We start from the raw sequence: 13,489 nt of genomic DNA on the forward strand, positions 1-13,489 counted from the left end.
GTAGGAGGCCGCCGCCGGCGGCCGACATGCGCCTGTCACGGTTGACGAGGATCATCCGCGACGTCGTCCAGGGGCGGCCACCTAGCCCGACCCTCTGGCCTTTTCCGCGTTCCTTCAACCCGATTCCGCGCCATCCGACCATGCCTGCCGCCTCCGCTGCCCCCACCTGCCGGCTGACCCGTCGCCGGCTGCTGAAATCCGCCGCGGCGCTGGCCGCCCTCGCGCCCGCCGCCGCCGTGCATGCCGCCCCGTCGTCGCGCCCGACCGTGGTCCAGCTGCTCGACATGTCGGTGCAGCAGCAGGAGGTGTCTCGCAGTTACGCGGCCGGTTTCCGCGCCGCCTGGGCGGAGGCCGGCACGCCGGGGGTCACGCTGCTGCCGGTCGAGGTCAACGGCGGCGCCGGAACGCCGCTGTCGCTGGACGCGGCGATGCAGCAACTCCGGCGCGAACCGAACGTGCTGGCGCTGGCCGGCACCGCTGGCGAGCAGCTGTCGCTCGATTGCATCGACTGGTGCCGCCAGCAGCGCCTGGAGATTGCGCATGTCGCGCCCTGGCTCGCCGACAGCCGCCACGACGGCCACGCCGGCCTGTTGCCACTTTTCGCCTCGCGCGACGCGCAGTTGCAGCGGGCCATCGAGGCGCTCGCCGTGGTGGGCCACCGCAACCTGCAGGTGGTCTATCCGTCCCGCCTGGAGGAGATGCGCTATGCGCCCGGGATGCGCGAGCTCGCCTCTCGCATGAAGCTGCAGCTCGTCGAGCAGACCGGCCGGCCCGGCGAGGACGCCGCCGCGCTCGGTGCGCGGCTGCCCGCCGAGGGGCCGGCGATGGTGCTGTTCGTCGGCGGCACGCTGGAGCTGGTGGGCTTCGCGCAGCAGCTCCAGGCGCGCCGCCTGACCCGCTACCTGATCTGCCTGGCCGACGTGGACCTGTCGGTGGTGCAGCAGCTGGGCTTCGGCGGCGCGGGCAAGGTGTCGCTGATCCTGACGCAGGTCGTGCCCGACCCGGCCAGCGCGCTGCCGGTGGTGCTGCGCTACCGGCAGAGCCTGCACCGGCTGTTCGAGGAAGAGCCTTCTCCGATCAGCCTCGCAGGCTACCTGGCGGGGCGCTACACGCTCTCGCTACTGCAGCGCGCGCCCGCTCGCGCCACTCTGCTCGCTGCCGCGCAGGAGCGCCCCCCGGCCGCGCTTGACGGCTTCGAAGTGGCCTTTCGCAACAGCCCACGCGGTAGTCAGCGGGTCAGCCACGCACTGCTGACCCCTGAGGGCCGGCTGCTGCGCTGAACCGCACGGCGGGCATGCAAAAGGGCGCCGCATGCGGCGCCCTTTCTTCTTCGTTGGGGAAGGACGGGGCCTCAGTCGCCGATGCGCCGCGCGAGTTCCGCCGCCTTGCCGGTGTAGTTGGCCGGCGTCATCTGGCGCAGGCGCGCCTTCTCCGCCTCGGGCAGCTCGAGCGTGTCGATGAAGGCGAGCAGCGTCTCGCGCGTGATCGCCTTGCCGCGCGTGAGCTCCTTCAGGCGCTCATAGGGGTTGGGCAGCGCGTAGCGGCGCATCACCGTCTGGATCGGCTCGGCGAGCACCTCCCAGGCGGCGTCGAGGTCGGCGGCGAGCGCCGCTTCGTTCACTTCCAGCTTGTCGATGCCGCGCGCCAGCGAGTCGTGGCCGAGCACCGCATAGCCGAGCGCCACGCCCATGTTGCGCAGCACCGTGGAGTCGGTGAGGTCGCGCTGCCAGCGGCTGATCGGCAGCTTCTGCGACAGGTGCGTGAGCACCGCGTTCGCGAGGCCGTAGTTGCCCTCGGCGTTCTCGAAGTCGATCGGGTTGACCTTGTGCGGCATGGTCGAGGAGCCGATCTCGCCCGCCTTGGTCTTCTGCTTGAAGTAGCCGAGGCTGATGTAGCCCCAGACGTCGCGCGAGAAGTCGATCAGGATCGTGTTGGCGCGCGTCACCGCGTCGAACAGCTCGGCCATGTAGTCGTGCGGCTCGATCTGGATCGTGTAGGGGTTGAAGGCGAGGCCGAGCTGCTGCTCGATGACGCGGCGGCTGAAGGCCTCCCAGTCGAAGTCGGGGTAGGCGGCGAGGTGCGCGTTGTAGTTGCCGACCGCGCCGTTCATCTTCGCCAGCAGCGTGACGCCGGCAATGCGCGCGCGAGCGGTCGAGAGCCGCGCCACGACGTTGGCGATCTCCTTGCCGACGGTGGTCGGGCTCGCGGTCTGGCCGTGCGTGCGGCTGAGCATCGGCATGTCGGCGAGCTGCGTCGCGATCGCGCTCAGGCGCGACAGCAGCCCGTCGATCGACGGCAGCAGCACCTGCTCGCGCGCGCTCTTGAGCATCAGCGCGTGGCTGGTGTTGTTGATGTCCTCGCTGGTGCAGGCGAAGTGCACGAACTCCCCGGCTGCGGACAGCTCGGGGCTGCCCTCGAACTTCGACTTGATCCAGTACTCGACCGCCTTGACGTCGTGGTTGGTGGTCTTCTCGAAGTTCTTGATCGCCTGCGCATCGACCTCGGAGAAGCCTTCGACCAGCGCGCGCAGGTGCGCGCGGGCGGGCTCGGAGAGCGGCGCGAACTCGGCGAAGCCGGCGTCCGACAGCGCGATGAACCACTCCACTTCGACCTGCACGCGGCGGTGCATCAGGCCGAATTCGGACAGCAGCGGCCGCAGCGCGGCGACCTTCGCGGCATAGCGGCCGTCCAGCGGCGACAGGGCGGTGAGGGGAGACAGATCCATGGCAGGCAGCGGACCGCTTTCGCGCCCCGCGGGAGAGACAGAGGAGGGGTCGCGATTTTAGTCGGCCCGCGCGCGGCGGCCGGGCACGGCGGCCCGGCCGACATCAGGGGCGTGCCGCGTCGCGGAAGGCGCGGATGCGCTCCGCGTCGGCCGGATGGCTTGCGAAGGCGATCGCAAGGCCGCCAGCGCTCGCGTCGCGCTCCGTCGCCATTCCCTCGAAGAAGCGCCCCAACGCCAGCGGCGACAGGCCCGCGGCGCGCAGGATGCGGATCGCCGCCCGGTCGGCCTCGCGCTCGGCGTCGCGCGAATAGCCCGCCTGCCCGAGCAGCACCGGCGCGGCGGCGAGCCAGCTGCTGAAGTCGCCGAAAGCGAGGTTCGCGGCGGCGGCAAGCAGCGCGCCCTGCACCAGCATGCGCATGCCGTGGCGCTGCTCGACATGGCCGAGTTCGTGGGCGAGCACGCCGACCACTACCTCGGCGTTCCCGTCCACCCGCTTCACGAGCTCGTCGGTCATCACGATCGTGCCGCCCGGCAGCGCGAAGGCGTTCGGCCCGATGCGGCCGGCGTGGAACAGCACCCGGTGCGGCGGTGCGTCGCCCCCCGGGTAGGCGCGGCGCAGCGCGGCCTCGAAGGCCTCGCGCAGGCGCTGCTGCTCCCCGGGCGGCAGCCGGCTCGGCCCGAGCAGGCGCGCCGACAGCGAGCGGTAGGCCGACTCGCCGAGCGCCGCGTCCACCGATGCCGGTACCGCGTGCACGAGGGCGCGCGCCGCCCACGGCAGCCCCCACAGGTAGCCCGCCGCCGCCACGCCGGCGAGCAGCAGCACCGCGAGCGCCAGCGCACGCCAGCTCTGCTGCGCGCGCACCACCCAGGCGTCGCGCTGCCCGATCGAGTCCGCCCACGCATCCCAGGCGGCGGCCTCGCACGCATGCAGCGAGCCGCCGCCGTCCAGGTGCGCCACGCAGGCGCCGTGGCGGCTGCGCTCGGGCCAGCGCACGGAGCCGAGCGGCACGGCGCGCGCCACGCCCTCGCCCCGCAGGTGGAGCGCGCCATCCGCGACATGCAGCGCCACGCGCCGCGCGCGCGCCGAGCGGCCGTCGAAATAGTCGGCCACCGGCGCCCCGGGCGCCGCCGGAGAGGCGCCGCGCGGCTCAGACACCGAGGTCCAGCCCGAGCAGCTCGCCCGCCGCCTCCGCGGCGGCGTCGCCGCGCCCGGGCTGCAGGATCTGCGTGATGTCGTCGAGGTCGACGCGCGAGACCAGCGTCACCGCCTCGATCCGCATGCGGTGCTGGGCCACCGCGGCCCAGGGCCAGTAGAGGCCGAGCGTCGCGACGAGCAGCAGCAGGTTCTTGAGCTGCAGCAGCAGGTAGGGCGGCAGCGACAGCTCGCTGCGCAGCCTCAGGTAGCGGTTGCCGGTGCGGCTCCATACCAGGTTCTGCAGGCCGACCTTGAAGTAGGACCAGACCACCAGGTAGAGATAGAGGTAGGCGCCGGCGACGGCCGCCAGCGCGAGCGCGGCCGGGACCGCGCCCCGGCCGGCGAGCGCCGCGCCGCCGGCGAGCAGCAGCGGCGCGAGCAGCGCGAGTCCCAGCGTGCGCAGGTAGAGGCCGTACATCCGGCCGACGCCGAGGCGCAGCTCCGAGCGCAGCGTGCCGAGGCGGAAGTTGTCGTGCCGGTAGTGCAGCAGTCGCCAGTGGAGGTAGGGCAGCGCCAGCAGCGAGGCCCCCACGACGGCGCTCAGCCACAGGCCCGCGCCGGGCGGCAGCCGGCGGGTGCCGGGTGCCGCCCCGGCGTCGAAGAAGGCGCCGATCACGAGCGGCTGCAGCACCAGCAGCAGCGGCAGCCCCACCGCCGCGTAGGCGCCGGCGATCGAGCCGCCGAAGCCGAAGCGCAGCCCGCGCCAGCTGGTGTGGCCGAGGCGGAACTGCAGCGCCGCGCGCAGCATCGGGGGCCACAGCACGAGCGCGGCGGCCACCGCGCCGAGCACCGCGACGGGCGAGGCCGATCCGGTGGCATGCATGTAGAGCAGCAGCAGCACGCCGCCGAGCAGCATGCCGCGCAGCATCTGCCAGGGGCGGCCATGGAAGTCCAGGCCGTGGCCCGCGACATGGGTGTTGTTGTAGAAGTAGCGCAGCCGCCGCACCTTCGCCCAGGGGCGGTAGAGGCCGAGCGTCACCACCGACAGCAGCAGGTTGACGATCCAGAGACGGAAGTACTCGCCGCCGGTGCCGGAGAACTGCAGCGTCGCCCGGTAGGCGTCGCGCGGGTCGCGCAGCCGGCCGAACGACGCCGCCTCGGACGGCGGCCGCGCCGGCGCCGGGGGGACGGGAGGGGCGGGCCGTGCCGCGTCGGCCGCCGGTGCCTCGGTGCCGGTCGTCGCGGCATCGAGCGTGAGTAGGGTCGTGTTCATGCGGCTGCCGCTTCTCCTGCCGTGTTGCGCCTCGCGCCGGTGCGGCGCCGGGCCCCGGCGTCTTCCCGGGTCCCGGCCCAATGGTAAGCACATGTTTCTTGCGCAAGCAGGCAAAACTGCAAACACCGGCGTCCTTGCGCCGGGCCGGCGGAGCACGGGCCGGGGGCCGGGACACTAGAATCGACCCCATTTCCATCCACGCCATTCCATGAGACTCATCGGTTCACTGACCAGCCCCTACGTGCGCAAGGTCCGCATCGTGCTGGCCGAGAAGAAGCTCGACTACAAGCTGGAGCTCGAGGATGTCTGGGCGCCGGGCACGACGATCACCGACGTGAATCCGCTCGGCAAGGTCCCCTGCCTGGTGCTCGACGGCGGCGAGGCCCTGTTCGACTCGCGCGTGATCGTCGAGTACGTCGACACGCTGTCCCCGGTGGGCAAGCTGATCCCGCCGTCGGGACGCGAGCGCGTCGAGGTGCGGACCTGGGAGGCGCTGGCCGACGGCCTGCTCGACGCGAGCATCGAGGCGCGCATGGAGCAGACCTGGAGCGGTCGCGCCGACGGCGAGCGCAGCCAGAAATGGATCGACCGCCAGATGCTCAAGGTGAGCAACTGCCTGCGCGTGATGAGCCTCAACGCCGGCGACCGCACCTGGTGCAGCGGCAACCACTACACGCTCGCCGACATCGCCGTCGGCTGCGCGCTCGGCTACCTCGATTTCCGCTTCCCGCAGATCGAGTGGCGCCGCGACCACCCGAATCTCGCCAAGCTGCACGACCGGCTGGCGCAGCGCCAGAGCTTCATCGAGACCGCGCCGCCGCCTCCGGCCTGAGGCGCGCCGGCCCGTCCCCGCAAGGCGCCCGCGTGGCGCCTTTTCCTTTTTCCGCGCTCGTCTGCGCGCTCAGGCGGCGCGCTGCTGCGCGTCCCCCTGCGCCAACGGCAGCTGCAGCGTCACCGCCCAGCCGAGCGGCTGCGGCCCGAGGGTCAGCCGCCCGCCCAGGGACTGGGCGCGCAGCTGCATGCTGGCGAGGCCGCGGCGGCCGCTGGGCATGCCGCTCGCCGATTCCGCGCCGGGCGCCAGCGGCGGCGGCGCGCCGTTGTCCAGCACCTGCAGCTCGACCTGCCCGGGCGAGCACTTCAGGCTCAGGCGCACCATCGTCGCGCCGGCATGCTTGATCACGTTGGTGAGCGCCTCGCGCACGATGCGCAGCACGTGCAGCGTGTCGGCGCCGGGCAGCGACAGGTCCATCGCGCCGTCGTCCACGTCCCACACCAGCCGCACGCCCGCGGCGCGCAGCGAGGGCTCGACGCGGAAGCGCATCTCCGCGAGCGCCTCGCCGAGGCTGCGCTCGTCGACCTCGAGCGAGTCGAGCGCGAGGCGCAGCTCGATCAGGCAGTCGTCGAGCGTGTGGCGCAGCTCGGCGACGAGCTGCGGCGCCGGCGGCGCCGCCGGCTGCGCGTCGAGATGGCGCGCCAGCGCGATCGCGCCGACCAGCCGGCCGCCGAGCCCGTCGTGCATCTCGCGCAGGATGCGGTCGCGCTCGTCGAGCGCGGCCTGGCGCCGCTCGTGGTCGCGGCGCAGCTCGAAGGCCTGCTGCAGCTCGCGCTCCTTGGCTTCGATCGTCGCCTGCTGCGTGCGCGCGAGCTCGCGCAGCTGCTGCAGGATGCGCGCGTAGTCGGCCACCAGCAGCCAGGTCAGCACCGCCACCAGCGGCAGCGTGACGAAGCGCGCCCAGGTGTAGGCGTCGTAGTCGTGCAGCAGGCGGAACACCACCCAGTCGCGCGCGCCGACCGCCACCGCGGTCGCGGCGCACACGCTCAGCAGCGCCGCCGACAGCGAGCGCTCGCGCCAGGCGATGCGCGCCAGCACCAGGGTGCAGGCGCTCACGACGCCCAGGATTAGCAGCAGCAGCAGCGTGCGCAGCAGCGGCAGGTTGAGCCACCAGTTGCCGCTGGCCAGCAGCACCGACAGCGCGACGAAGATCAGCATCGGCCGCCCGATGTGCGTGCGGCCCTCGGGGCGCATCATGCGCGCGCAGAACATCATCAGCGACGCGACGAAGAGGCTGTAGGAGAGCTGGAAGAACCAGACCTGCAGCCCTGGCCACGTCACCGGCTCGTGGGCCGACAGGGCCGTCACGCGCCAGGCCCAGATCAGGTTGGCGGCGGCGAACCAGCCGTAGGCCGGCTGGCGGGTGCGCAGCGCGACGAGCACCGCCACCACCGCGATCGTCGCGCACACCGCCGACACCACCCAGCCGCCGAGCACCTGCAGGTTCTCGGCGCGCTCGAACATCGGCCGCACCTCGTGCTCGGGCCCGACCCACACGCGCGACAGCCCGGCCTCGCGGCGCGGCTCGCCGATCACGTCGATCACCAGCTCGTTGCCCGAGGCCTCGAGCAGCGCGCGCGGCAGCCGCACCAGGTGCGGCTCCTGGCCGTAGTTGGGCAGCGGGCGCAGCTCGCGCCCGACCTCGAGCACCGGCTGGCCGTTGAGCCGCACGCGGAAGACGTTGCCGACGCGGCGCAGGAACAGCACCGGCTGGCCCTCGCGCAGCGCCTCGTCCGGCAGCGCGAAGCGGTAGCTCGCGCGCCCGTCGCGCCCGGGCGCGCTGAACTCCCAGGAGTCGGGCAGCGCCACCTCGCGGGGCCGGGGATCGGGTGCGGTGTGATCGGTCAGCAGCGCGGCGTCGAGGCGCACGGCCGCGGCGTGCGCGGCAGCAATGCCGCCGGGCAGCCACAGCCCCAGCAGCAGCAGCAGCGGCAACAGCAGCAATGCGCGCATCCAGGCGCCCGGGCGCCCCGACATCAGCCCAGCGAGTCCGAGAGCGCGAGGCGGTGGCGCTGCTGGAGCTTCTCGTAGACCTGCCGCACGCGCACGCAGACGCCGTGGGCACTGGAAGCGATGCGCTCGGCGATCTCCTCGGGCATGTAGCCCTGCGCGAAGAGCTTGAGCACCTGCTGCTCGTCGGCGGAAAGCGCGGCGCCCGCGGTCCCGCCCGCCGCGAAGTGCCGCAGCAGGTGGCGCGCGATCGCCGGGGAGATCGGCGACTCGCCGAGCGCGGCGGCCTGCACCGCACGCACCAGCTCGCGGTCCGGGCAGCCCTTGAGGAAGTAGCCGTCGGCGCCGGCCTCGATGGCGTGGATCACGCGGGACTCGTCGCCGAAGACCGAGAACACCAGGATGTGCGGATGCCATTCGCCGTCGCGCCCGCCAAGCTCGCGGATCAGCTCGGTGGCGTCGCCGTCGGGCAGCCCGAGGTCCGACAGCAGCACCTGCGGCCGGCGCTGCGGCAGCTCGGCGCGCGCGTCGGCAAGGCAGTCGGCATGGCCGACGCAGCGGATGCCGGGCGCGGCGTCGAGCGCCTCGCGCACGTGGCGTGCCAGCAAGGGATCGTCTTCGACCAGGTAGACCGACAGTTCGGGCGGCATCTGCATTTCTTGAGGTTTTCGGCAATCCTAGCAGGCAGGGGGGGCGACACACCCCCTGAACGAGGGGTGAGGGCACGCCTTCTGCGCCGGACCATGATGCATGTCTCGGCGCGCGCCTCGCTCCCCGGCCGCCGGGGTCGAGGGGCGGCACGCGACAATCGGGTTTTTGCCGCGCGGCGTGAAGCCCCGGCGCATCGACCGGAGTTGCATCTGCCATGAGTGTGTCCCCCACTTCCCTGTCCGACGAGGACCTCGACCGATTCGAAGACCTGCTCGACGGGCTGCGCGACCGCCATGGCGACGCGCCGCAACTCGAGGAGATCGACGGCTACCTCACCGCGCTGGTGTGCGGCCCGCGCACCGTGGGGCCCGACGAGTACCTGCCCAAGCTGATGGGCGAGCCGCTGCCCTTCGGCGACGCGGCCGAGCGCGACGAGTTCATGGCGCTGCTGCAGCGGCGCTGGGCCGAGATCAAGCGCGCGCTCGACGCGCCGGTCGAGCGGCTCGACGACGACCGCGCGCTCAACCCGCTGCTGACCGACTGGGAGGCGATGCGCGAGCAGCTCAGCGAGGAGACGCTCGCCGGCATGAGCGCCGAGGAGCGCGCCTCGCTCGACGAGCTGCCCAAGCTCGGCGCGGTCTGGGCCGCCGGCTTCCTCGAGGCGGTGGACCAGTGGGAGGACGACTGGCTGCTGTCGGTCGAGGACCCGGGCAACGATTTCGTCGACGGCAGCCTGCGTGCCTTCGAGGTGCTCGCGGCACCCGACGAGGACCTCGCTCCCGAGGAGCGCGAGATGAGCCGCGACGAGCGCCTCGCCGACGCGCTGTGGGCGGTCTACGACCTGCGCGACTTCTGGCGCGAGCGCGCCTCGCGCAAGCCGGTCAAGCAGGCCCGGCGCGAGAACAAGCCCGGGCCGAACGAGCCGTGCTCCTGCGGCAGCGGCAAGAAGTTCAAGAAGTGCTGCGGCGACCCGGCCAAGCAGATGCATTGAGCCGGGCCGCGGCCCCTTGGCAGCGCCTCAGCGGCCGCCGCCGAGGAAGCCGCGCAGCTCCGCCGCCGTCTCGGCGGGCAGCTCCTCAGGAATGAAGTGGCCGGCCGGCAGCGCCCGGCCGCTCACCGGCGCGGCGCTCGCCTCGCGCCACAGCCGCAGCGGGTCGAACAGCCGCGCGACGACGCCGCGCTCGCCCCACAGCAGGTGCAGCGGGCAGCCGATCCTCTCGCCGGCCGCGCGCGAGGCGCGGTCGTGCTCCAGGTCGACGCCGGCGCTCGCCCGGTAGTCCTCGCAGGCGGCGTGCACGCCCGGCGGCAGTCCGCCCTCCCCGGCCGGCGCGCAGTACCAGCGCTCGTAGTCCGCCAGCGCCTCGGGCTCGATGTGCGCGAGCCCCTGCGAACCCCAGCCTCCCAGCTTCTGGTGCAGGTAGAAGCGCGGCTCGGCGCCGATCAGCCGCTCGGGCAGCGGCGCCGGCTGGATCAGGAAGAACCAGTGGTAGTAGGCCCGTGCGAAGGCCATGTCGGTGGCCTCGTACATCGCCAGCGTCGGCGCGATGTCGATCAGGCAGAGCTTTTCCACCACCGCCGGGTGGTCGAGCGCCATGCGGTGCGCGACGCGCCCGCCGCGGTCATGGCCGCAGACCGCGAAACGCTCGCGGCCGAGCGCGCGCATCAGCGCGACGAGGTCGGCGGCCATCGCGCGCTTGCTGTAGTTGGCGTGGTCCGGCTCGCCCGGCGGCTGCGACGAGCGGCCGTAGCCGCGCAGATCCGGCATCACGAGGAAGAACTCGCCGGCGAGCTCGCGCGCGACGCGCTGCCAGATCGCGTGCGTCTGCGGATAGCCGTGGATCAGCAGCAGCGGCGCGCCATCGGCGCGGCCGCCGGTGCGCGCATGGATGCGCACGTCCCCGAGCTCGAAGTCGCGTGCGTGAAATCCGTCGAACCAGCCCATCGTCCCGTCTCCTCGTGAATGTGCATGCGCGGCTATACTGCCCGCAAAGCGCCGATTTGTTCCGGATTGCGGGCGCTCTACAAATGCCGCTAAAGAGGGACATGGAAAGCCCCCACGCATTCCCGGTCTCGCTGCAGCGGCGCGAACCGGGTTTTTCATTTGCGGGCTCCATGGCATCCCTCGGACACGTCACCCCCCAGTCGATGCACTTCGCGACGCCGCTGCCGCTGCGCTGCGGCGCGCGGCTTGCCGACTACACGCTGGTCTACGAGACCTACGGCGAGCTCAACGCCGACAAGAGCAACGCGGTGCTGGTCTGCCACGCGCTCAACGCCTCGCACCACGCCGCCGGCACCCACGAGGGCAAGCCCAGGAGCGAGGGCTGGTGGGACAACCTGATCGGCCCGGGCAAGCCGCTCGACACCGACAAGTTCTTCGTCATCTGCATCAACAACCCCGGCTCCTGCTTCGGCTCGACCGGCCCGATGCATGTCAGCCCCGCCACCGGCCGGCCGTACGGGGCCGACTTCCCCGTCGTGACGGTCGAGGACTGGGTGGACGCGCAGGCGCGCGTGCTCGACGCGCTCGGCATCGAGCAGCTCGCCGCGGTGCTCGGCGGCAGCCTCGGCGGCATGCAGGCGCTGTCGTGGACGCTGCAGTACCCGGACCGCATGCGGCACTGCGTCGCGGTCGCGACCGCGCCGAACCTGTCGGCGCAGAACATCGCCTTCAACGAGGTCGCGCGCCGCGCGATCATCACCGACCCCGATTTCCACGACGGCCACTACTACGCGCACGGCGTGGTCCCGAAGCGCGGGCTGCGCGTGGCGCGCATGATCGGCCACATCACCTACCTCTCCGACGACGTGATGGCCGAGAAGTTCGGCCGAGAGCTGCGCGCCGCCGAGCTCGCCTACAGCACGCAGCAGATCGAGTTCCAGATCGAGAGCTACCTGCGCTACCAGGGCGACAAGTTCAGCGAGTACTTCGACGCCAACACCTACCTGCTGATCACGCGCGCGCTCGACTACTTCGACCCGGCGCGCGCGCACGGCGGCAGCCTCACGCGCGCGATGGCGCAGGCGAAGGCGAAGTTCCTGCTCGTGAGCTTCACCACCGACTGGCGCTTCTCGCCGGCGCGCTCGCGCGAGATCGTCAAGGCGCTGCTGTGCAACCGGCGCGACGTCAGCTACGCCGAGATCGACGCGCCGCACGGCCACGACGCCTTCCTGCTCGACGACGCGCGCTACCACGGCGTCGTACGGGCCTACTTCGAGCGCATCGCGCAGGAGTTCCGCGCGCCCTCCGCGCTGCGCGGCACCACAACCTTGGAGAAGGCAGCATGAGTGAGCGTCGCGACATGGAGCGCATCGCGGAACTGGTGCCGCACGGCTCGCGCGTGCTCGACCTCGGCTGCGGCACCGGCGAGCTGCTCGAATACCTGCAGAAGCACCGCGGCTGCAGCGGCTACGGCATCGAGATCGACGACGCCAACGTGCTCGCCTGCACGCAGCGCGGCGTCAACGTGATCCAGCTCAACCTGGAGGAAGGCCTCGCGATCTTCGAGGACCAGAGCTTCGACGTGGTGCTGCAGCTCGAGACCCTGCAGCACCTGCGCAACACCGAGGCGATGCTGCGCGAGACGGCGCGCGTCGGGCGCCTCGGCATCGTCAGCTTCCCGAACTTCGCGCACTGGCCCAACCGGCTGCGCGTCGCCTTCGGGCGCATGCCGGTGACGCGCACGCTGCCCTACGAGTGGTACGACACGCCCAACATCCGCGTCGGCACCTACGCCGACTTCGAGGTGCTCGCGCGCAAGAACGGCCTGACGGTGCTCGACTCCTTCGGCGTGCAGAAGGGGCGGCCGGTGCGCCGGCTGCCCAACCTGCTCGCCAGCGTCGCGGTGTTCAAGTTCAGCCGCGGCTGAGGCGCGCGCCCGGGCCGGCTCGCGCAGAATGCATCTTCCCAACAATCCGATTCCAGGAGAGATGCGCATGAGGAACGCGACGGGTCGCATGACGAGGTTCTGGGCCGCGCTCGGCTGCACGCTGCTGATGGCCGGCGCGCAGGCCGCCGGGCCGGTGCAGACCACGCAGGTGCCGGGCTACTACCGGCATGCGGTGGGCGGCTTCCAGCTCACCGCGCTGCACGACGGGCAGCTCGAGATCGACCCGAAGCTGCTGAAGAACGCGTCGCCGCAGCAGCTGCAGGCGCTGCTGAGCGAGAGCTTCCGCAAGTCGCCGACGCCCACCGCCGTCAACGCCTACCTCGTCAACACCGGCGACAAGCTGGTGCTGGTGGACACCGGCGCCGGCCGGCTCTTCGGCCCGACGCTCGGCCGCGCCTTCGCGAACCTGAAGGCGGCCGGCCACGAGCCGGCGCAGATCGACGCGGTGCTGCTCACGCACCTGCACGGCGACCATGTCGGCGGCCTGATCGACGAGCAGGGCGGCATGGCGCTGCCGAACGCCGAGATCCACGTCGCGAAGAAGGAGGCCGACTTCTGGCTGAACCCGGAAGTGATGGCCAAGGCGCCGAAGGAGGCGCAGCCCTTCTTCCAGGCGGCGCAGAAGGCGGTCGCGCCCTACCGCGAGGCCGGCCGGCTGAAGATCTTCGACGGCGAGGCCGAGCTGCTGCCCGGCGTGCGCGCGGTCGCGACGCCCGGCCACACGCCGGGCCACACCAGCTTCCTGTTCTCGTCGAAGGGCGAGCAGGTGCTGGTCTGGGGCGACATCATCCACAGCGCCGCGGTGCAGTTCGCGCGCCCGAAGGTGACGATCGAGTTCGACACCGACGCGAAGACCGCCGCCGCGACGCGCGAGCGCGTGCTGGCCGACACCGCCAAGCGGCGGCTGCTCGTCACCGGCGCGCACCTGCCCTTCCCCGGCATCGGCCACGTCCGCGCCGAGCGCGGCGCCTACACCTGGGTGCCGATCGACTTCTCGTCGATGCCCTGAACGCCGCGGCCGCAACCGCGGCCG

Annotated in this window: 12 protein-coding genes and 1 riboswitch; of the genes, 6 read left to right on the plus strand and 6 right to left on the minus strand. The window is 72.3% G+C overall.

All coding sequences use genetic code 11. From position 1 onward, the window contains the following. The first annotated feature begins 140 nt into the window (after positions 1–140). Complete coding sequence (locus D3A59_RS15730) at positions 141–1,280, plus strand: ABC transporter substrate-binding protein (RefSeq protein ID WP_157991546.1); 1,140 nt, start codon at positions 141–143, stop codon at positions 1,278–1,280. Between the two features lie 71 nt (positions 1,281–1,351). On the opposite strand, the gene purB is transcribed toward D3A59_RS15730, so the two are convergent. The 3 genes from purB to D3A59_RS15745 form a co-directional block, all read right to left on the minus strand. After that, entirely contained in the window at positions 1,352–2,725 is a 1,374-nt protein-coding gene (purB, locus tag D3A59_RS15735) for an adenylosuccinate lyase (protein ID WP_119155934.1), read from the minus strand. Positions 2,726–2,828: 103 nt separating this feature from the next. Further along, positions 2,829–3,881: a M48 family metallopeptidase gene (locus D3A59_RS15740; RefSeq protein WP_119155936.1), complete on the minus strand. Its 1,053-nt coding sequence runs from the start codon at positions 3,879–3,881 to the stop codon at positions 2,829–2,831. After that, the gene (locus tag D3A59_RS15745) at positions 3,874–5,133 is read right to left on the minus strand and encodes a YjgN family protein (RefSeq protein ID WP_157991547.1); all 1,260 of its coding nucleotides are present in this window, start codon (positions 5,131–5,133) and stop codon (positions 3,874–3,876) included. The genes D3A59_RS15740 and D3A59_RS15745 overlap by 8 nt, the downstream gene beginning before the upstream one ends. A 208-nt stretch (positions 5,134–5,341) precedes the next feature. Here D3A59_RS15745 and D3A59_RS15750 point away from each other — a divergent pair, with 208 nt between their 5' ends. Beyond that, positions 5,342–5,965 carry a glutathione S-transferase N-terminal domain-containing protein gene (locus D3A59_RS15750; protein WP_119155939.1) on the plus strand — a complete coding sequence of 208 codons (624 nt, stop codon included), beginning with the start codon at positions 5,342–5,344 and terminating at the stop codon, positions 5,963–5,965. Between the two features lie 69 nt (positions 5,966–6,034). Here the strand turns inward: D3A59_RS15750 and D3A59_RS15755 are convergent, their stop codons facing one another. Both D3A59_RS15755 and D3A59_RS15760 read right to left on the minus strand, forming a co-directional pair. Further along, complete coding sequence (locus tag D3A59_RS15755; protein WP_170162354.1) at positions 6,035–7,918, minus strand: sensor histidine kinase; 1,884 nt, start codon at positions 7,916–7,918, stop codon at positions 6,035–6,037. Positions 7,919–7,941: 23 nt separating this feature from the next. Beyond that, positions 7,942–8,565, minus strand: a complete 624-nt coding sequence (locus D3A59_RS15760) for a response regulator (RefSeq protein WP_119156023.1) — start codon at positions 8,563–8,565, stop codon at positions 7,942–7,944. A 215-nt stretch (positions 8,566–8,780) separates the two neighbouring features. On the opposite strand from D3A59_RS15760, the gene D3A59_RS15765 reads away from it, so the two are divergent. Further along, the gene (locus D3A59_RS15765; RefSeq protein ID WP_119155943.1) at positions 8,781–9,557 is read left to right on the plus strand and encodes a UPF0149 family protein; all 777 of its coding nucleotides are present in this window, start codon (positions 8,781–8,783) and stop codon (positions 9,555–9,557) included. A gap of 27 nt (positions 9,558–9,584) precedes the next feature. Here D3A59_RS15765 and D3A59_RS15770 read toward each other — a convergent pair whose 3' ends face one another. Continuing rightward, positions 9,585–10,508, minus strand: a complete 924-nt coding sequence (locus D3A59_RS15770) for an alpha/beta fold hydrolase (RefSeq protein WP_119155945.1) — start codon at positions 10,506–10,508, stop codon at positions 9,585–9,587. Positions 10,509–10,546: 38 nt separating this feature from the next. After that, positions 10,547–10,623, plus strand: a riboswitch (SAM riboswitch). A 55-nt stretch (positions 10,624–10,678) separates the two neighbouring features. On the opposite strand from D3A59_RS15770, the gene metX reads away from it, so the two are divergent. From metX to D3A59_RS15785, 3 genes are all read left to right on the plus strand, one after another. Next, positions 10,679–11,854: a homoserine O-succinyltransferase MetX gene (gene metX, locus D3A59_RS15775; protein ID WP_119155947.1), complete on the plus strand. Its 1,176-nt coding sequence runs from the start codon at positions 10,679–10,681 to the stop codon at positions 11,852–11,854. Further along, entirely contained in the window at positions 11,851–12,435 is a 585-nt protein-coding gene (metW, locus tag D3A59_RS15780) for a methionine biosynthesis protein MetW (protein ID WP_119155949.1), read from the plus strand. Before metX ends, metW begins: the two co-directional genes overlap by 4 nt. Positions 12,436–12,502: 67 nt before the next feature. Then, positions 12,503–13,465 (plus strand): MBL fold metallo-hydrolase, encoded by a 963-nt coding sequence (locus D3A59_RS15785; protein WP_119155951.1) that lies wholly within the window; start codon positions 12,503–12,505, stop codon positions 13,463–13,465. Positions 13,466–13,489: the final 24 nt, after the last annotated feature.

This window comes from Caldimonas tepidiphila (assembly GCF_003569765.1).
Classification (GTDB): Bacteria; Pseudomonadota; Gammaproteobacteria; order Burkholderiales; family Burkholderiaceae_C; genus Caldimonas; species Caldimonas tepidiphila.